At 58.3% G+C, this 19,056-nt stretch carries 18 protein-coding genes; 13 read left to right on the top strand and 5 right to left on the bottom strand.

Translation table 11 applies throughout. The features are described 5' to 3' along the window. Positions 1 to 100: 100 nt before the first annotated feature. The 5 genes from Mal15_RS17145 to Mal15_RS17125 all read right to left on the bottom strand — a co-directional run bounded on the left by Mal15_RS17145 (position 101) and on the right by Mal15_RS17125 (position 2,789). Positions 101 to 364, bottom strand: a complete 264-nt coding sequence (locus Mal15_RS17145; RefSeq protein WP_147868889.1) for a hypothetical protein — start codon at positions 362 to 364, stop codon at positions 101 to 103. Between the two features lie 41 nt (positions 365 to 405). Next, positions 406 to 744 (bottom strand): TraR/DksA family transcriptional regulator, encoded by a 339-nt coding sequence (locus Mal15_RS17140; RefSeq protein WP_147868888.1) that lies wholly within the window; start codon positions 742 to 744, stop codon positions 406 to 408. Between the two features lie 103 nt (positions 745 to 847). After that, on the bottom strand, positions 848 to 1,576 hold the full coding sequence (locus tag Mal15_RS17135) for an LON peptidase substrate-binding domain-containing protein (RefSeq protein WP_147868887.1): 729 nt from the start codon (positions 1,574 to 1,576) through the stop codon (positions 848 to 850). A gap of 4 nt (positions 1,577 to 1,580) precedes the next feature. Further along, complete coding sequence (locus Mal15_RS17130; protein WP_147868886.1) at positions 1,581 to 2,306, bottom strand: Bax inhibitor-1/YccA family protein; 726 nt, start codon at positions 2,304 to 2,306, stop codon at positions 1,581 to 1,583. A gap of 291 nt (positions 2,307 to 2,597) precedes the next feature. Continuing rightward, complete coding sequence (locus Mal15_RS17125; RefSeq protein WP_147868885.1) at positions 2,598 to 2,789, bottom strand: hypothetical protein; 192 nt, start codon at positions 2,787 to 2,789, stop codon at positions 2,598 to 2,600. A 75-nt stretch (positions 2,790 to 2,864) separates the two neighbouring features. Here Mal15_RS17125 and Mal15_RS17120 point away from each other — a divergent pair, with 75 nt between their 5' ends. The 13 genes from Mal15_RS17120 to Mal15_RS17060 all read left to right on the top strand — a co-directional run bounded on the left by Mal15_RS17120 (position 2,865) and on the right by Mal15_RS17060 (position 19,054). Then, complete coding sequence (locus Mal15_RS17120; RefSeq protein ID WP_147868884.1) at positions 2,865 to 3,857, top strand: NAD-dependent epimerase/dehydratase family protein; 993 nt, start codon at positions 2,865 to 2,867, stop codon at positions 3,855 to 3,857. 49 nt (positions 3,858 to 3,906) lie between these two features. Continuing rightward, positions 3,907 to 5,256 (top strand): glycosyltransferase family 4 protein, encoded by a 1,350-nt coding sequence (locus tag Mal15_RS17115; protein WP_147868883.1) that lies wholly within the window; start codon positions 3,907 to 3,909, stop codon positions 5,254 to 5,256. A 54-nt stretch (positions 5,257 to 5,310) separates the two neighbouring features. Then, the gene (locus Mal15_RS17110; protein ID WP_147868882.1) at positions 5,311 to 6,312 is read left to right on the top strand and encodes a GDP-mannose 4,6-dehydratase; all 1,002 of its coding nucleotides are present in this window, start codon (positions 5,311 to 5,313) and stop codon (positions 6,310 to 6,312) included. Between the two features lie 32 nt (positions 6,313 to 6,344). After that, positions 6,345 to 8,696 (top strand): O-antigen ligase family protein, encoded by a 2,352-nt coding sequence (locus tag Mal15_RS17105; RefSeq protein ID WP_233902850.1) that lies wholly within the window; start codon positions 6,345 to 6,347, stop codon positions 8,694 to 8,696. 33 nt (positions 8,697 to 8,729) lie between these two features. After that, the gene (gene wecB / locus Mal15_RS17100; RefSeq protein ID WP_147868880.1) at positions 8,730 to 9,815 is read left to right on the top strand and encodes a non-hydrolyzing UDP-N-acetylglucosamine 2-epimerase; all 1,086 of its coding nucleotides are present in this window, start codon (positions 8,730 to 8,732) and stop codon (positions 9,813 to 9,815) included. A gap of 81 nt (positions 9,816 to 9,896) precedes the next feature. Continuing rightward, entirely contained in the window at positions 9,897 to 10,727 is an 831-nt protein-coding gene (locus Mal15_RS17095) for an ABC transporter permease (RefSeq protein WP_147868879.1), read from the top strand. Positions 10,728 to 10,756: 29 nt separating this feature from the next. Then, positions 10,757 to 12,037 (top strand): ABC transporter ATP-binding protein, encoded by a 1,281-nt coding sequence (locus Mal15_RS17090; protein WP_147868878.1) that lies wholly within the window; start codon positions 10,757 to 10,759, stop codon positions 12,035 to 12,037. Continuing rightward, complete coding sequence (locus Mal15_RS17085) at positions 12,034 to 13,059, top strand: class I SAM-dependent methyltransferase (RefSeq protein WP_147868877.1); 1,026 nt, start codon at positions 12,034 to 12,036, stop codon at positions 13,057 to 13,059. The genes Mal15_RS17090 and Mal15_RS17085 overlap by 4 nt, the downstream gene beginning before the upstream one ends. Continuing rightward, the gene (locus Mal15_RS17080) at positions 13,056 to 13,805 is read left to right on the top strand and encodes an FkbM family methyltransferase (protein ID WP_147868876.1); all 750 of its coding nucleotides are present in this window, start codon (positions 13,056 to 13,058) and stop codon (positions 13,803 to 13,805) included. Before Mal15_RS17085 ends, Mal15_RS17080 begins: the two co-directional genes overlap by 4 nt. Further along, positions 13,802 to 15,082 carry a glycosyltransferase family 4 protein gene (locus Mal15_RS17075; RefSeq protein ID WP_147868875.1) on the top strand — a complete coding sequence of 427 codons (1,281 nt, stop codon included), beginning with the start codon at positions 13,802 to 13,804 and terminating at the stop codon, positions 15,080 to 15,082. Before Mal15_RS17080 ends, Mal15_RS17075 begins: the two co-directional genes overlap by 4 nt. After that, complete coding sequence (locus Mal15_RS17070) at positions 15,073 to 16,332, top strand: glycosyltransferase (RefSeq protein ID WP_147868874.1); 1,260 nt, start codon at positions 15,073 to 15,075, stop codon at positions 16,330 to 16,332. The genes Mal15_RS17075 and Mal15_RS17070 overlap by 10 nt, the downstream gene beginning before the upstream one ends. An 8-nt stretch (positions 16,333 to 16,340) precedes the next feature. After that, positions 16,341 to 17,747, top strand: a complete 1,407-nt coding sequence (locus tag Mal15_RS17065) for an MBOAT family O-acyltransferase (RefSeq protein WP_147868873.1) — start codon at positions 16,341 to 16,343, stop codon at positions 17,745 to 17,747. Continuing rightward, positions 17,744 to 19,054, top strand: a complete 1,311-nt coding sequence (locus Mal15_RS17060; protein WP_147868872.1) for a hypothetical protein — start codon at positions 17,744 to 17,746, stop codon at positions 19,052 to 19,054. Before Mal15_RS17065 ends, Mal15_RS17060 begins: the two co-directional genes overlap by 4 nt. Positions 19,055 to 19,056 lie beyond the last annotated feature (2 nt).

Genomic DNA, 19,056 nt, shown 5'->3' with positions numbered 1-19,056 from the left:
TGGGCAGCGACACGGAAACGTGCCGCTGCCCTTTGGCGTTTCCGGTGGCGGTCGAATTCATCCCGCCGTCGGACAATTCCCTTGGGAGTCGACTCTCGCCTCAAGCCGGGAACACGGCGATTCCATCGTGATTGATGAACGTCGTCAGCTCGTCAATCGTCAACGTGCCGCCGAAACTATTGATCGCAGTGCCGTTGTCAGACCCCAGACTGTGATTGCCGTCAAACAACGAGGTCACCAGGGTGATGCTGCCTCCGTTGTTGTTCCGAATCGCGCCCCCAAATGTCCCCGCAACGTTCAATGAAAACGTCGCGTTTAAAATGGAAAGTGCGCTACGGACGCGATCTTGGGGGTCCCAGAGCACCCCGGCAAGGCTTTGGGGGATCGCTCAAGAGTCTTTTTGGATCAGGCGCACTTGATGCAGGTGGTCGCAAAGGGCAGGATTTCCAGCCGGCCCGGATCGATGTGAGCACCGCAGCGGGTGCAGATGCCGTAAGTGCCGTGCTCGATCGCGTGCAATGCCTCTTTGATCTGATTGATCTCGCGCATCGTCACGTTGCCCATTTCCGCCAACACTTCGTCTTCCTCTTGCTCAGTCGCCCGCTCCTCCCAGTCCTCGTTGACTGCTTCGCTGAGGTCGGTGTCGATGCCTTTGACCCGCGTGACCAGCTTTTCAAGCTTGGCCTCCAGTTCAGCGCGGACGGCGGAGTAATCAGGGGCCGGTTGTTCGGGGATCGGTGTCATCACGCTCTCGGGGGATAAGACAGACTTCAAACCGCCAGTCTAGCATAGGCCGACGATCACCGGAGTCGATCAATCCACGGCGGTGGTTTGCTGGTGTGGGTGCTTAATTGGAGCTGAACGGAGGCGGGAAGGGCAACGGCGCGTGCGCCCCGGAGCCGCCGCTCTGCTGTTCCGCAGACGGCAACTGGACCGCACCGCTGGCCAAAAAATCGATCAGTAACCCGGCGCGGCGATCGACATCCTGTTGGGCCAGCAAACGCAGTTTCATCGGCACCGGTAGCGGCAGCGTGTGTGAGATGATGTCGGTGATCGGGCCCAACCCCATCGAACCGGCCAACAACTCGCTCAAACCCTGCTGGACACTTTGGCTGGCCGGGATGACTTCGCCGAATGCGGCCAACAGGTCGGCGCGTAGCTGGCTGCGACCGTGCATCCCCGTTGGCGGATACAGATCATCCAGCACGTTGATCTTGGCGATGCGGAAACAACGCCCCGCGTCCACCTCGGTGGTCACCTGGGCGCGCTTGATGCCGACCAACAGAATGTTGTGTCGGTCGTCGTCGCGCTGGACATGGGAAACGATCTTGCCGATGCAAATCGTCCGGTCGATGGGCGGATCGTCCTGTGGATTCGGAGGTCCGTCGGAAAGTGTCGCCATCGCGATCAATTCGTCACTCTCGAGCGCCTCGGCAAGCATTTCGCAGTACCGAGGTTCAAAGATGTGCAGCGGTTGCATCGCATGCGGGAACAGGACCAGCGACGGCAACGGAAACAAACGCACGTGGCCGTCGAAGTCGTCTGGTAGACGAGTCAGGTCTTCCAAGTCACCCATCGTTTCACTCTTCGGCGAACGCCATCAAGATTCTCAGCACGTACCAGAACAACAGCACCACGGAGGCAAACAGCGCCAGCGACGCAGCGACATGCTGGTCGGTGCGGTAATGGTGCAGCACATTGGAAGTGTCATAGAGGATATAGCCCGAGGCAAGTGCGACCATCGCGACGCTAAACCACAATCCCAACGAAAATCCCATCAAGGCACCGGCAAAGATCGCGCCCATCCCGGCGAATCCGGCCAGGGCAAGGAATTTGCCCCAGCCGCTGAAATCGGCACCGGTGATGAACACAAACGCGGTCAGCCCGCCGAAAACGACCAACGTGACCGCCGCGGCCATCAGCGGCGTGCGTGGATCGACGAAGGCAATCGCGACATACAATAGCGGGAACAACAGAGCTGCCTCGGCCAACACGTACAAACCCAGCCCCGCGTATTGCATGGCCGGTGAGGCTCCGTTGCTGGCCCACGAACGCGCCAACCAGCCGACGACCATAAAGATCCCCAATGCGATCAGCCACGTCCACGGCGACACGCCTTGGACCAGCTGCATCATTCTGGCCTGAGGCACGACGGTAAAGATCACCGCCTCGATTCCGATCAACGCCAGAATGGCGCCGAACAGGTGGGTGTAGGTCCGTCGAATGAATCCCGCACGAGCCGATTCGTCAGCGAATGCCGCCGGCACGGCGACGTCGGTCACGGAATATGGATTCACATTGCTCATTTCTAGTTTCTCGCAGTTTGGAAAATCGGGGCTGGCTGCAGCGGGGCGATCGAGGGCTGCCCAGGACGGTTTCCGGTGGCGGGTTTTCCGCACACCCGGGCAACGCAGACAATATACCTTTGCCGGCGCGGCTTTGATGCGCCGATTGCCGACGGAAGCGCAAAATCGCTCTCGCAATCCGAAACAAGCCCCCAACAGCTAGCGTCACTGCAACCGTCACCCTTACCCAGGTATGCTCCCCGGAACGTCCGACAAGGTTGGTGGTGCGGGGCGAAAGTTGGCGATGACAAATCAAGCCCTGCGTGCCAGGTCGTCGGCGCAAGAACTGCCGCCGCCGATCAGGCATTGCCCGGCCTCCGATCCCACCGGCGGTGGCACGTCAAAGCACGACGTGTCACCCACGTGGACGAAGTCCGCGCGTTTGGAGCCCGAACGCCCCGCGATTCCATCCTGGTCGCTATCCTGCACGGGCTGTTTCACCATGCACCGCTTCACCGTGCAGCGCCTGCTGTTTCTGTTCTCTCCGTTTGAACGACCTTTCCGGACCGAACCGTCAAAATGAATGCCCCCGCTGAATCTCCCGCAACTTATTTCGTCACCGGCTGTGCCGGGTTCATTGCCAACCGCGTCGCCGGCTTGCTACTCGACGCCGGGCACAAAGTCGTTGGTGTGGACAACGTCAACGACTACTACGACACGTCTCTTAAAGAGCATCGCCTGGAAAAGCTGCAATCGGATCGATTCACCTTCCATCGAGTCGACATCGAAGATCAAGACGCGCTGGCCAAGTTATTTGACGCTGATCAATTCGACGCGGTCTTCAACCTGGCCGCTCGGGCCGGCGTGCGGTACAGCATGGAGAACCCACACATCTACTTGACCACCAACTCGCTGGGCAGTCTGAATCTGTTGCACCAGATGCGGCGGACGGGGGTCAAGAAGTACGTGCTCGCATCGACCTCCTCGCTGTATGCCGGCCAACCGATGCCGTTCAACGAGTCGTTGCCGGTCAACACGCCGATTTCCCCCTACGCGGCGAGCAAGAAGGGTGCCGAAGTGATGGCGTACAGCCATCATCACCTGTATCAAATCGATGTCTCGATCTGCCGCTACTTCACCGTCTATGGGCCGGCCGGGCGGCCGGACATGTCGATTTTCCGTTTCATTCGCTGGATCGACGCTGGCGTGCCGATCCAACTATTCGGTGACGGTGAACAGTCACGTGACTTCACCTACGTCGATGACATTGCCAGGGGGACCATCCTGGCGGCCAAGCCGTTGGGATACGAAATCATCAATTTGGGCGGGGGTGGGACGCCGGTTTCGCTTAATACTTTGATCGGGATGCTCGAAGATCGACTCGGCAAAAAGGCGGTGATCGAATACCTCCCCTTCCATCAGGCGGATATGATGACCACAAGCGCCGATATCACCAAAGCCGGCGACCTGCTGGGGTGGAAACCTCAGGTTTCGTTGGAACAAGGATTGGACGAATCCGTTCGCTGGTACCAAACTAATAAACCGTGGTCGAAAGAAATCGTGCTGCCCTGATTTTTTCCACCGCCCTTCAGAATCAGATCCGCCACCATATCGAATTCCCGTGCCAAAGCCACGTCGCCGCATCGTTTTCTTGAATCGGTCTTATTGGCCGGATATCGAGGCGACCGGTCAGTTGCTGACCGATCTGTGCCGGGGGCTGGCCGAGCGTTTCGATGTGCATGTGGTTTGCGGCCAACCCAATAGCCCCGAAGCGGACAGTTCCTACTTGCAGGCCGGCGCTGAATCACGCGACGGCGTCACGATCCATCGACTGACACACTACCAGTTTGCCAAGAAGAACCCGTTCGGACGGATCCTCAATCTGCTCTCGTTCTATTGGTCCGCACGCCGCTTTCTCCGCCGCGTCGAGTGGGGGGCCGATGTGGTGGTCAGCGAGACCGATCCATTCCTGATGCCGATCGCGGGAGCGGAGTTTGCCAAACGGGTCGGAGCCGAGCATTGCGTTTACCTGCAAGACATCTACCCCGACGTCGCCGAAGCGGTCGGAAAGGTGCGGGTGCCGGGGATCGCACCGTTGCTGAGGCGAAAATTGCGAGCGACCTACAAAGACGCATCACGGATCATCGTGCTGGGTCGATGCATGCGAAAACGATTGACCAATGCTCCCTGGGGCATCCACCGCGACCGCATCGAAATCGTTCCCAATTGGTCGGATTGTCAAGAAATCGCACCGATCGATCACCGCGAGAACGAATTTCGCATCCGTCACGGTCTCTCCGATGCATTCGTGGTGATGCATTCGGGCAACATGGGGCTGACGCAACGCTTGGAAATGTTGATCACCGCCGCCGCCCAACCGAATTGGCCCGAGCGAGCAAAACTGGTGTTGGTCGGCAACGGCGCGTCACGCGACAAGTTGCTCGAACACTCGGCTCGTTTGAATCTGCCGAGCGGACGCGTCGAATTCGTTTATTATCAGCCGCGAACCCAACTGGCGGAAAGTCTGTCTGCGGCCGATCTGCATGTCGTCTCCATGCACGAGAAAGTGACCGGTTGCTTGTGCCCGAGCAAGTTGTACGGCATCATGGCCGCCGGCCGCGGTGTACTTGCGATCGCCGATCCGCAAACGGATCTGTGTCAAACCATCCGGGAACGCGATCTCGGTTGGTGTGTCCGGCCGGGGTCGGCCAGTGCCATCGCCGACGCCGTGGCCGAAGCGGAGGCCGAATCGCGTCGTGCGTCCAGCAGCGATTTTGTCAACCGCCAGCGCCGGGCTCGGCACGCCGCCATCCGCGACTTTGATCGACCCGTGATCGTCAAACGGTTCGCACAGATCCTGTCCAGCATCCTGTCGGATCATGCCATCGACCTGGGCGATCATGACCTGCACGGAGCTGCGCTCTCACAGAATTACAGCGCCTCGGATTCCGGGATCGCGCTGTCACTTTGATTGCTGGCCCTTTGATTGCTCGATTGCGGACCCACTGAAATCAGCGAACCCTTCATGTCAACGGCGCTCATCACCGGAATCACCGGCCAAGACGGATCTTATCTGACCGAGTTGCTGATCGAGAAAGGCTACACCGTCCACGGGATCGTGCGACGCAGCAGCATCACCGCCCGCGGTCGGTTGGATCAACTGTTTCATCAAGAGAGGATCTACAACAAGCGGCTGTTTTTACACTATGCCGATTTGAGCGATGTGACGACGATTCGCCGGATCCTGCTCAAGGCGGCTCCCGACGAACTGTATCATTTGGCCGGTCAAAGCCACGTCGGCGCGAGCTTTGAGATCCCCGAGACGACGTGTGAATTCACCGCCATGGGAACCCTCCGCTTGTTGGAGATCCTGCGTGACTTGGAAAAGCAACCCCGGTTCCTGCACATCAGCAGCAGCGAGATCTTCGGCCGGCCTGCGCAGGCCCCCCAAAACGAAGCAACGCCCATGCGCCCGGTTACGCCGTACGGAATTGCCAAGGCGTTTGCGACGCAGATGGTCACGCTGTACCGCGAATCGTTCGGAATGTTCGCCTGCAACGCGATCTGTTACAACCACGAATCGCCCCGTCGTGGTGAATCATTTGTCACGCGCAAAATCACACGGGCGGCGGCCGCAATTTCGATGGGGTTGCAAAAAACAGTTTCGCTCGGTTCCTTGGATGGTCGTCGTGACTGGGGATACGCCCCCGAATATGTCGATGCCATGTGGCGGATGTTGCAGCAACCCGTTGCGGATGACTTTGTCGTCGCGACCGGAACCGCGTACAGTGTGAAGGACTTTCTGGCCGCCGCCTTCGATGCGGTCGGTTTGAATTGGCAAGATCACGTGACACAAGACCCGCGTTACATGCGTCCGAGTGAAGGGACGCATCTTGTCGGCGACCCAGCCAAGGCATCTCGGACACTTCAGTGGACGGCGGAAACCCAGCTGCCCAAGCTTGCCGAAATCATGGTCCGTGCCGATCTCGATGCGCTGGCAACGGCGCCGCAACGTTCTGAATCCTGATCCGATTGTATTCGCGGCAACGTCTTTCAGAATTGTTTTACTGGATCGCCGCAATTGCGCTGGCGATCACTCCCGGAATTGTCGCCAGCGATTTCGGCGGCATTCTGCCATGGACCAAGTACACTTCCGCGCTCGCAATCGCATCAGCTTGCTCCATCGCCCTGATTGCCCGATTGGTTTCGATCGGATGTCCGGGCGAGATTCGGTTGCCGGGGCGAGCCTTTGCGGCGACCGGATTGTTGTTGGCATGTTCGATCTACGCCGGTTTGCAAACTGTGCCGTTGCCGGCCGGTGTGATCGCATGGTTGAGCCCGGCGAGCTATTCGGCGTACGTGACCTGGGCCGGCGAAATCATCGACATCGATCCTTCGCAATCGATCCCGATTTCGTTGGCACCGTTCGATTCGCGCCATGCGATCGCGTGCTTGTCGATTGCCGTCCTGATCTCATTCTTCTCGGTCCTGGTTTTCCAGCATCGCGGCCGCATGGCATTCCTGTTGTCGGCGATTGCAATCGGTGCGTGCTCGGTGGCGGTGATCGGGTTGGGGCGAAAACTTTTTCCCGACTTTCATTTGTGGAGCTTTCGCAGCGGCGGCGAGGGGGCACCGTTCGGCACGTTTTTGAATCGCAACAACGCGGCCTTGGCAATCAACGTCGGCGTCGCCGCGGCACTGGGATTGCTCGTCTACCGCACAACCGCCTTGATGCACCAGCGAGGCGCTGCGTCGATGCCGGAATCAGGCGGCGGGCGTGCCAGTCTGAATGGTCTCTGGCTGCGCGATCCGTTGTTGCTGGGCTCGCTCGTGTCGTTGTGCGTCTGCCTGATCGGCGTGCTGGGCTGTGGGTCTCGCGGTGGGTTGCTGGCGATGTTGGTCGCGGCGGCGGCAACGACGTTTTTTGCGCGTCAGCAGATGGTACGACTGGGCGTTCCTGTCACAGTGATCGCGGTGGTCGCGCTGATCGCTGTCGTGCTCTTGCGGACCGGATCCATCGGACCGCAGACGTTGCGCGAGGACACGATCGGGCAAATCGGAGCAACGGTTTCAGCCGACGGCAATCGGTTGTCCGGCGACACGCGGTTGGCCCATTGGCCCGACGGGTTTCGCGCCGCATGGGAACATTTCCCCGGTGGCAGCGGACTGGCGTCCTACGGCTACGCGTACTTGCCTTGGCAGGAGACCAGTCCCTGGCGGCATTGTTTACACGCCGACAATCTCTGGCTGGAGATGTTGGCCGAACTCGGGCTGGCAGGACTGGTTTTGGCGGCCCTTGCCACATTGCTGATCGTCAGCGGCCTGAAACGTCTGCATCGATCGTCCGATCCGATCGACCAGGGCCTGTGGGTTTGCGGTTGTTTTCTCAGCATCGTGATCGCCGTCAGTCAGACGTTCGACTTCGGTCTGGTTTTGCCCGCCAATCTGATCGCGGTCGCGACAATTTTGCCGGTGGTCCTCGCGCGGTCATCACTGGTGATTGTGGCGGCCAAACAGAGCGACGAGGCCGGAAAGGGCGCCAAACCCAAACTACAGTTGGTAACATCGGGCCCCTGGTGGCGCTCGCCGACTCCGGTGCGACAGCGGGTGGTCCAAACCGGTTGTGCGGTCGGGCTACTGATCGTTGCGGCCGTCGCCATTGCTCGACTTCGACGCGACAGTGCGGTCGACTACACGTTGCGAACTGCGGAAATCGAGTTGCGGGCACACCGCACGGACCAACCCTGGCTCGATTCAATGGCGGCCGAATGCCGCACCTTGGCCGAACGACATCCGCACCCGGACCTGCTGGACCTGCGCACCCGACTCGAATTTGAACGTGGTCGACTGTTGGAGCTTGATGCCATGAATGTGACGCGGCTGCCGGAGGATCATCAAACGGCGGCGTACGCACTGACGTCACGCGGACGGCGAAGACTCAGTTGGCGGGCGTCGGAACCGACGCTTTCCAATAACGTGACCGATGCCGGACGTTCGGTTCCCGCGCTGCCACTGTTGCCATCGTTTCGTCGCCCGGAGTCGCCCTATGCGAGTGCCTTGCGGTCGTCAGAGGAATCACTGCGGCAGCGACCGTTGGCGATGCCCCCGCGGATCGACCAGGTTTTCCTGGAGTTCGTTCACCAGACGCCGCCACGCACCAAAACCGCCATTGAGCAGTCTGCCGAATTGTTCCGCAACACGCCCGAGCTGCAACTTCGATTCGGGGCGTTGGCGGCCAACCATGGTGATTATGTTACCGCGACAAAGGCGTGGAAACGTGCCGCGACGCTGGACCCGGGCATGGTCACCCGCGTCCTCGGCCGGGCCCGGCGCTTTCCCGATTTTCCGGTCCGGGACGTGATCCCCGACATCGCCGATCGAAAAGCGAGAGCGGATCAATACCTGAATTGAAATGCGATTCCCCTGGAAGCAAGCACAAAGTAGATGAAAAAGATCCTCTCCGTGGTCGGTGCCCGACCCAACTTCATGAAGATCGCGCCGATCATGCGTGCCCTGGATGCATACGGCAGCGACGTCCAACAGACGCTCGTTCACACCGGCCAACACTTCGATGAAAAGATGTCGGACGTGTTCTTCCGCGAGCTCGAATTGCCCAAACCCGACGAACATTTGGGTGTCTCGGGTGGTTCGCACGCCGTCCAAACGGCGCGGATCATGTTGGAATTTGAACCGGTAATCCTCAAGCATCAGCCGGACTGGTTGGTCGTCGTCGGCGATGTCAATTCGACCGTGGCTTGTTCGCTGGTGGCGTCAAAAATTGGCGTACCGATCGCTCACGTCGAAGCGGGGTTGCGGTCGCGCGACAACACGATGCCGGAAGAGATCAACCGCAAGGTGACCGACGCGATCTCGGATCTGCTACTGACACCCTCGCCCGACGGCGACGCGAATTTGATCGCCGAGGGAGTCTCGGCGGATCGAATCCACTGTGTCGGCAATGTGATGATCGATTCGCTGATCCGTGCCCTGCCCAAGATCGAACAGAGTGAGATTTTGTCGACGCTCTCTCTGACGGCCGGCGGGTTCGTCTTGGCGACATTGCACCGACCGAGCAACGTTGATGATCCCCAGATGTTGGGCCAGTTGATCGCGGCGCTCAACGAAGTTGCCACGACCCTTCCGGTCGTCTTTCCCGTGCACCCGAGAACCCGATCGCGATTGCAAAGTGAAGGCATCGAGTTGGCCGATGGAATTCGAATGGTCGATCCGTTGGGCTACTTTGACTTTATGGGGTTGATGCGATCGGCCAAGGTCGTCATGACCGACTCCGGCGGCGTCCAAGAGGAAACGACTTACCTTGGCGTGACCTGCTTGACGGTGCGGCCCAACACCGAGCGTCCGATCACGATCAGCGAGGGGACGAACCGACTGGTTCAGCCGGGCAAAGACACCCTGCTCGCGGCGTGGAACGAGGTCCAAACCAATCCCCCGAAGCGGAATTGCCCAAAACTCTGGGACGGCAAAGCCGCCGAGCGGATCGCTGCGAAGCTTGTTCAATCAGGTTCGTAAGGTGGGAACGGATGGGCGCGATGCGCAACGGTTTGGCATCCGCTAGTCCCCTCCTCAATTCTTTTCACTGCAAAAACGGTTATGGCAGCGGCACCGAAACAGGTCACCATTATCGAACCTCCCTCGGGCTGGATCTCGCTTAACTTGGGAGAGGTCTGGCGCTATCGCGATCTGTTGTACTTGTTGGCGCTACGCGACATTTCAACGCGTTTTCGTCAAAGCGTTATCGGCTACGGTTGGGCGGTCCTGCGACCATTGGCGACCGCAGCGATCTTCACGCTTGTCTTCAGTGTGTTTGTGAAGGTGCAGACGGATGTCCCCTACCCGATCTTTGCCTTTGCCGGTTTGATGCCTTGGCTGTACTTTTCCAACGCACTGACCGGCGTGACGACCAGCATCGTCGGCGGTAGCGCGTTGCTGACCAAGGTCTACTTTCCTCGGCTTGTGCTGCCGTTGGCAAAGATCGGTGTTGGGCTGGTCGAGCTCGCGATCCAGTTCTTGGTCCTGTTCGCACTGATGTTCTGTTACAGCTACCCCCCGGGGTGGCAGATCCTCTTGATGCCACTGTTCGTGATGGTCACCGTGTTGACGGCATTGGCATTCGGAATCTGGTTGACGGCGTTGAATGTGAAGTATCGCGACGTCTCGATGGCTGTTCCGTTCTTGATTCAGATCTGGATGTATCTGTGTCCGATCGTGTATCCGATCAGTGCGGTGCCGGAGCAATATCGAGCCATCTATGCGATCAACCCGATGGTTGGAGTGATCGAAGGGTTTCGTTGGGCACTGCTCGGTTCGACGCCACCGAATTGGACGATGGTGGCGGTGTCGTTGGTGGCCATGGCGGGCGTGTTTGTCACCGGAATCGCCTACTTTCGCAAGGTCGAAACGACGTTTGCGGACATCATTTAGACGCCATTGTCGAATCGTCGAGTCGTTTCGTGACGCACTGCATCAAGATTGAAAATCTGGCCAAACGCTATCACCTTGGGCTGACCCACGCCGGTAGCATCCGCGATTTGGCCAATCGCGTTGCCCGCCGGATGGTCGGCCGGACGGAGATTCACGCAGAGTCGCAACACGTGGACCCGGAGCGTGTCGAAGACGGTCATTTTTGGGCCCTGCGTGACATCGGGTTCACGGTCAATGAAGGGGAAGTCGTCGGAATCATCGGCAAGAACGGGGCTGGAAAAAGCACCCTGCTGAAATTGCTCAGCCGGATCACACTGCCGACCGAGGGCCGCGTCGAGCTGGTCGGGCGTGTCGCCAGTTTGCTGGAAGTTGGCACCGGTTTTCATCCAGAACTCACCGGCCGCGAAAACGTCTTCTTAAACGGCACGATTTTGGGAATGACCCGGCGAGAGATTGAGCGTCAACTAGATCCAATCGTGGAGTTCGCAGGGGTCGGGAAATTCTTGGATACGCCGGTCAAGCGGTACAGTAGCGGCATGACCGTTCGTCTGGGATTCGCCGTGGCGGCACATTTGGATCCGGAAATTCTGATTGTCGATGAGGTTTTAGCAGTCGGAGATATCGAGTTTCAAAATCGCTGTATCGGCAAAATGAAGAGTGTGGCCGAATCGGGAAAAACCGTGTTGTTCGTTAGCCACAACCTCGCGTCGATCAGGACCTTGACGACCCGCGCGATCGTCTTGTCGGCGGGACGGATGGTTTACGACGGCCCCACCGCCGAAGGCGTGACACGGTACGTCGCTGAAAACATGATCGTGGACACGAGTTCGGAGTCGATCGCCGATGCGAAACGGACACTTTCCGGGTTGGACCAGAAACTTCGTTTTGTCGATTTGAAACTCCACGGTGGCGACGGCCAACGCACGCTTCCCGACGACGGCACGTTTCGAATCTCGGTCAAGGTCCAGGCGAACAGTGCTTGCGACGAGTTTGTGATCGGGATGACGGTCTATTCTCAGGATAAAACTGCAATCGGAAGTTGTTTCTCCGAACCGCTGACCGCGCCTGAACACGGTCGGTGCCGCACCTATGAGCTTTGCGCGCGTTTTCCGCTTGCTCCGGGCAGCTACCATTGTGGGATTTCGATGAGCAGTTTGCGTTCGGCAGGACGGGAACTGCACGATTCCCTTGCCGACGTGATCCCCTTCGAGATCTCCGCGGGCTCCATGGACCAGGATCGATTGACCGGCCAGTGGAGTGCCGCCTGGGGCTACTATCGACTGGAAGACCTCAAGACGGTTGTGTCGTGAAACTCTTGTGTACCGATAAGAATCAATCGGTGACTGCCGATCCCGGCGACCCAGCGATTCGGCAGACAGTCTGCCCCTATTGCAGAACGTCGGACTGGACCGACCTGGGAAACTGTTGCGAGCTTGCCGAACTTGGGTCTCCGGATACGCCCGAAGTGATCCGTGAAATTGCCGAAGCGTCGCGGGATAGCAAATTGGCACAGTGCGACCGATGCGGATTGCTGTTTCGCTGCCCTCAACCGTCGCGCGACGATCTCCGTCGTCTGTATCGCAATTTGCCGGCGACTATTTGGCGATACGATTCGTCGTCGATGGGATCCTGGATGACCGCCAAAAAGCACCTGTTGTCTCAGCATCCGGGCTCCCAACCGGTTTCCGTCCTGGACGTCGGTGCTTTCGATGGTGGGTTTCTGAAGTGCCTGCCAGACACATGGCGAAAGTATGCCGTCGAACCATCGCCATTGGGGCAAGAAGAACTGCGCAAATCAAAGATTCGGTGGATCGCCGACTCGGCTGAAGATGTTGTCCTGGATTCAGAACCCGACGGGTTTGACGTCGTCACGCTTTTTGACGTGTTCGAACACCTGCCCGATCCCGCCGAGACACTGCGGGTGTTGGCTGACTTGGTGAAACCCGCCGGGCGTCTAATGGTTTCGACCTGCAATGCACGGCATTGGTCGTGGCGGATGATGCGGGGGCAGCATTGGTACCTGCATTCCGTCCAACACGTCTGTTTTGCAAACCCGGCCTTCTTTCGCTCGTGGGGCCAACAGCACGGCATGAAAGTGGAATCGCATTTCAGTCACGCTCACCAGATCGCAGGATCCACCGCGCGGCTTAAACACAGCCTGGAGGTTGTGCATGCCTGGGCGACACAGAACGGAAAGTATTATCTGTCGCGATTGATCCAATCGTTGCCCGGAATGGGGCATATGGCTCATAAACAAGGCGTTGTTTTTGCCAACACGCTACAAGACCATCAACTTGTCGTTTTCCGACGTCTGGAATCGTCGACGCCATGAAACGTCTGATCAAAAAGCTTTTCGATTCGGTCGGTGTCGAGATCCGTTTGAAACGCAACGTTACAGCGGTCCGCGAAAAAGAAAAACGCGAGGAAGTGCTTCGGCAATGGGCGTTGTTGCATCGATATCAGCCGCAGACGATTCTGGATATCGGTGCAAATGAGGGCCAAAGTGCGGCTCTCTTTCGTCAACTGTTTCCGGGCGTTGCGATCTACAGTTTTGAACCTCTTGCGGATTGTCACCAGCAGGTCGCCCATTTCCTTGAATCGCACGGGCCTGGCACCGCGTTTCACTGTGCATTGGGCGAATCCAACCGCCAGACGACGATTCATCGCAACGAGTTTACTCCCAGCTCATCGCTCTTGCCGATGAATACGTTGCACAAGACTGAGTTTCCCAAAACGACCCGGTCGCGTCCCGAACAGGTCGATGTCAAACGCCTTGACGATATCGCCGAAACGCAGCAATGGGCGGATCCACTGGTGATCAAGGTCGATGTGCAAGGGTTTGAAGAGCCGGTCATTCGGGGCGGGCTTGACACCTTCACGCGGGCCCGGGCCGTCGTCATCGAGTTGACGTCTTATCCGCTGTACGAGTCGCAATCCACGTTCGAACGGGTGCAACAGCAACTGCAATCCATCGGATTCGTTTTCCGCGGCGTGATTGACCAGATGCGCAGCCCTCAGGACGGCCGCATTCTGCAATTCGATGCGCTGTTTGAAAACGATTCGCCCGGGCCATCGTGAACGCGCCGGCACAGCCCAAACGAATTGCGATCATCACCGCCTCGCCGCCCGGCGAGAATGGTGTCGGGCAGAACTACTTGCGTGATTTGGTCAAAACCTTCGATGATCACCACGTCCACGTCTTTGCACTGTTGAAAACGCAGGACGAATGGCGGGCCGAGGATCGGGGTTGTGTCGCCGACTACACGATACTTGACCGACGTTATGAGTACCCGCGCGGTGTCCTCGGGGGAGCGATCTCTCACTGGACCGCGACGCTCGCATTCAAACTGATGACCGTTCGTCATGCACAGCGACTCGCGCGCCAGATCGCCGCGATGACCGTACGCGATGGCTTCGACGCCGTGCTGTTGGTCCTTGAATCACCTCTGTTGATGTTGATCGGTGAATCATTGTGCCGAGCGCAAGCGGAGAGGTTACAAATCCTTGTCTGGGACCACCCGGAACATGTCTCGGCTGCTTTCGGGCATGTCGGTTCGCGCAAGAAACGCCTGATCCGCGCCTTTTCCAAGGTCGTTTCCAATGCCGCGTCCGGTTTGACGGTGGCGGAAAAACTACAGGACTTGCTTTTGCGGTTGCACCCAGCTCTGCCGATCCGATTGTTCCGCAGTCCCGTTCACGCCGTTGGTCCGGTGTCACGCAAACCGTCCGACGGCGGGCAAGATCTGTTCGTCATCGGTTTCGCCGGAAGCGTGACGGCGCCGCAGGAATTGGAACTGTTGCAGCAGGCCTTGGACCAAGTGGAGTGGAACTCCGGTGGACGACGACTGCAGTTGCGTCTGTTCGGGAAACGGTTCTCGCTGGCCGCGGAAGTCCGACGGAACGTGCAGTATCAAGGTTTCTTGCCGACGCAGGACGATGTCATCGGTCAGCTTGCGGATTGCGACGTGTGTTTCCTGCCACAACCATTTGCCGACTCTAGTCGACTGGTCGCCGAGTATTCGTTTCCGACCAAATTGAGCACTTATCTTTCTTCAGGCCAGCCCGTGTTGGTCCTGGCGCCACCCCACGCGTCATTGGCAAGGTTCCAGCAGTTGAACGAACCCTCGTCGTCCGGGGAATCATCGTTGGGGTTCTATTGTGGATCGGCAAATCCATCCGTGTTGGCGGATTTGATTCAGCGGATTTCGGCCGACGCTGCGTTTTATCGACGCGGTTGCGAGCGTGCCCAAACGTGTGCAAACAGATACTTTCGCAACGACGTGGCCCGATTGAACGCCAGATCGATACTCGATCCGGAGACGGTCGGCACAGCGTCGCCGAGTCAGTGTCATTGAACGTCATCCAGGTCACCGGCAGTGACGTCGGCGGCGGGGCAGAAGTCGTGGTGCGCGAGCATCACCACGAACTTCAGCGTCAAGGCCACCGCGTGCAGTTGTTGGTCGGCCGAAAGCTGACCGATGATGCCGCGACGACAGAGATTCCGTTCCGCCGTGGTCCGAAAGGTGTGTTGCGGACGGCACGCTGGCTGGAGCGGAACACGGGGCTTCAAAACCTCTATTCGCCCGGTTTTCGCGCCATCGAAGATTCGTTCGCCTTTTCCCCCGACGTGCTCCATTTGCACTCGCTGCACGGCGTGGAAAGCTTTGCCGAACTATCGGTGCTGCGGCGGTTGTGCCGAAAGTTCCCGACCCTGATTTCCTTGCACGACCTCTGGCTGATGACGGGCCACTGCGGCCATCCACTGGACTGTCCCAGGTGGAAGACGGGCTGCGGCAAGTGCCCGGACCTGACGCTCTATCCCGCCGTTTCGCACGACACGACACGTCTGAACTTTTGGCGCAAACGCCGCCTGTTTCGCTCGCTGCCCGCCCGCTTGATCGTCCCGTCCAACTGGTTGAAGGCCCAAGTCCGCCAGAGTCCGATCTTAAAACACCTTCCCGTCGATGTCGTTCCCAATCCTGTCGACGTGGACACGTTTACCCCAGATGCGGACCCCGATGCGTGCCAGGATCTGCGGCGCGAATTCGGGATCACAGCGACGGATCAAACCGTCCTGATGGTTGCTCAGCATCTGGACAATCCCTTTAAAGGTGTCCGAGACGGGATCGCAGTTTTGAACCTGATCAAGTCGGCCAACGTCAAAGTCATGTTGGTCGGCCGGGCCGCCGAATCGGTCGCCGGGAAGATCAACCATCCGTGCGTGATTTTGCCGTTCACCGATTCCAAACAGCGTCTCGCAGACTATTACCGATCTGCAAAGGTCCTGTTGATGCCGTCACGTGGTGAAACGTTCGGATTGGTCGCCGCCGAAGCGATGGCCTGTGGGACACCGGTGGTCGCATTTGATGTCGGCGGGCTGGCCGACGTGATCGGTGATGACATCGGGGGGATCTTGATTTCCGATCGCGATCGATCAGCGATGGCTCGGGCGGTCGATGAACTGTTGTCCGACGGACGGCAGTACATGTTGAAATCCGATGCCGGGCGCGAACGTTCGGTTGACCTGTTTTCGCTGTGTCGGCATACGCGGAGTTGTTTGACGTTATACCAACATGCGATCCAACAGCATGCAACACCCGCCTGAATTGATCGATGCTTTTCAACAGTTTCGACTTCTTCGGGTTTTTCGTCGTTGTCTTCCTGGTGCAGTTGGTCCTGCCGCATCGCGCACGAAATTTATTCTTGCTGGCCACCAGCTACTTCTTTTACGCGTGCTGGGACTGGCGATTCGTGGGGCTGATGGCCGCGTCGACCGTTATCGACTACGTCTGCAGCCACAAAATCCACCGAAGCGAAACAACCGCGTGGAAACGTCGGTTCCTGTCGATCAGCCTGATCGCCAACCTGTCGATCCTTGGGTTCTTCAAGTATGCGGGCTTCTTCGTCGATTCCTGGATCGCGCTTGCCGCAAGCCAAGGCATCGAACTGTCGACACGCACCTGGAACATCATTTTACCGGTCGGGATCAGTTTCTATACCTTCCAGACGATGAGCTACACCTGGGATGTTTATCGCGGAGAGATGCGACCGCTAAAACGTTTCTCCGATTTTGCGCTCTACGTCGCTTTTTTCCCACAATTGGTCGCCGGACCGATCGAACGCGGAAAACACCTTTCACCGCAAATCGAATCCGGGCCGCGAACGTCGTGGCAGGGAGTTCGGTCGGGCGTTTGGATGGTTACCAAAGGATTGTTCAAAAAGGCGGTGATCGCCGACAACTTGGCGCCGATCGTGGCAGACTCATTCGGCAGCGAATCGCCGCACAGCCTGCAAGTCTTGATCGGGGTCTATGCGTTTGCGTTTCAGATCTATGGTGATTTCTCGGGCTACACCGACATTGCACGCGGCGTCGCACGGATGATGGGATACGCGTTGTCGCTTAATTTTCGGTTGCCCTATTTTGCGACTAATCCGAGCGAGTTTTGGAAACGCTGGCACGTCAGTTTGTCGTCTTTCTTACGCGACTACCTGTACATCCCGTTGGGCGGAAATCGCGCAGGAACGCTACGAACCTATCGCAATCTGTTGGTCACCATGTTGCTGGGCGGACTCTGGCACGGTGCGGCATGGAATTTTGTCATTTGGGGATTTTATCACGGCGTGCTCTTGATCCTCTACGAACGACTGTCACGCACGGTCCGTGTCTCGGACGCCTGGTTAAACCGAATCTATCCGATCCGTTTGATGGTGATGTTTCATTTGACATGCGTCGGCTGGCTGATCTTTCGAGCGGAGTCCACGATAGAACTTCAAACGCTGTTCGCGGGGCTGTTTCATTATCGACCGGTATCGCTGGAAGACTGCCAAGCGGCGTGGAAGTTGGTTTTGCTGGCCGGACCGCTGTTGGTTCTTCAAGCTGCCAAGGAATACACCAAGTGCCTGAACTTTGTCCCCAACCTTTCGCCGGTTCCGAGGTTGGCAATCTGTGCCGGGTGTGTCGTTGCGATCCTGACCCTGGGTTCCTTCGGTAAACAAGAATTTATCTACTTTCAGTTTTGAGCATTCCAGACGAACGATCGGTCACAAACGCTCGTCAGGCGGTGAAGGAGTTGGAAACGCGATTGGTCCGTTGGGCCTTGTTCGCTTTGCCGATCATCGTCCCCATCGCATTTGTGATTGCGGGCCGATATTGGCGGACGCTGCTGTTTCTGCAACCGCCTGTGGAGTGGTCCACGATGTTCAGTCGGCCGGCTGCTTGGGCAGGTGGCGTGATCGCCGCGTGTGCCGTTCTGGCGTGGTGGCTATCGCTGAGAATCTCCCACATCGGCAGCCGTCGCGGGCAGTGGTTCGCTGTGGCGGTCGCGGTGGTCGCAGTCGTCTGCGTGACCGATCGGTTGGCGGATGTTTCAAGAGCCCGTTTTGTACTTGAAGAGGCGGTCAAGTCGCGTGCTCCCCATTTGGATTTCGTACGCAACATCGCGTTCAAACAACAGACGTTGCGGGCTCCGCTGCCCGCGAATGTGGCCGATCGACAGCGAATCTTCCTGGTCGGATCCAGTCAAATCAATCTCGGCATCGATGCAGCGCAGCTGCGTGCGAAGACGTCCGCTGATGAGGTTGTCGGTGTCTGCATGCCGGGGATGGTCCCCTTGCAATACCTGGCGGTGGCCGATCCGTTGGTCAGGCAGCGGCCATCGGTGGTGATCTGCTGGGTCAGCGAATTCGACTTCTTTCGTGAGACGACCGTGCCGACGGTGCGATTGCGATGGTTGATGGATCGAACGAGTTTGCTGCGGATCGCATCGACGCTTTCATTGCGACATCAATTTGTTCAGCGTGCCCAGTTGGCCGACCTTGCCCTGGCCAGCCTGTCGACGCTCTGGCAACAACGCAGTTTGTTTCAAATGGTCGCGTTTCGGTTTTGGTGGGATTGGGATGCCGAGGGGCACACGATTTCTGAGGACGAAGCAACGGTCGGCGGGCAGCTGGTTGATCAAGAGCAAGGACTGCGAAATATCCGCCGCAATATTCGACGGACTCCTTTGGTCGATTCAAATTTCGATGCGTTTGCCAAATTCTCGGCGTTGGTCGTGCAGTCCGGTGGGCGGCTGATCGTGCTCGAAGGCGAATCGCATCCCGATGCGATGGCCGCTTACCCGCCAGAGTTTCGCTCGGAAACTCGCCGCCGTCTCGGGCAGATGGCCGAAACCATTGGATTTGAATACCGGACCGAGGGGATGCGACCGTCATTTGGTCCAGACGATTGGCGGGACGCGGTGCATTTGAATCAATTCGGGCGCGAGCGGCTGACCGAGTCGGTCAGCGAATTGATCCGACGTCCGTCTCCCGCGGAGTCGAAAGAATGACA

Origin of the sequence: Stieleria maiorica, assembly GCF_008035925.1 — a bacterium.
Lineage (GTDB): Bacteria > Planctomycetota > Planctomycetia > Pirellulales > Pirellulaceae > Stieleria > Stieleria maiorica.
The sequence above is the reverse complement of the archived record's forward strand: the minus strand, read 5'-3'. Positions and strand labels throughout refer to the sequence as shown.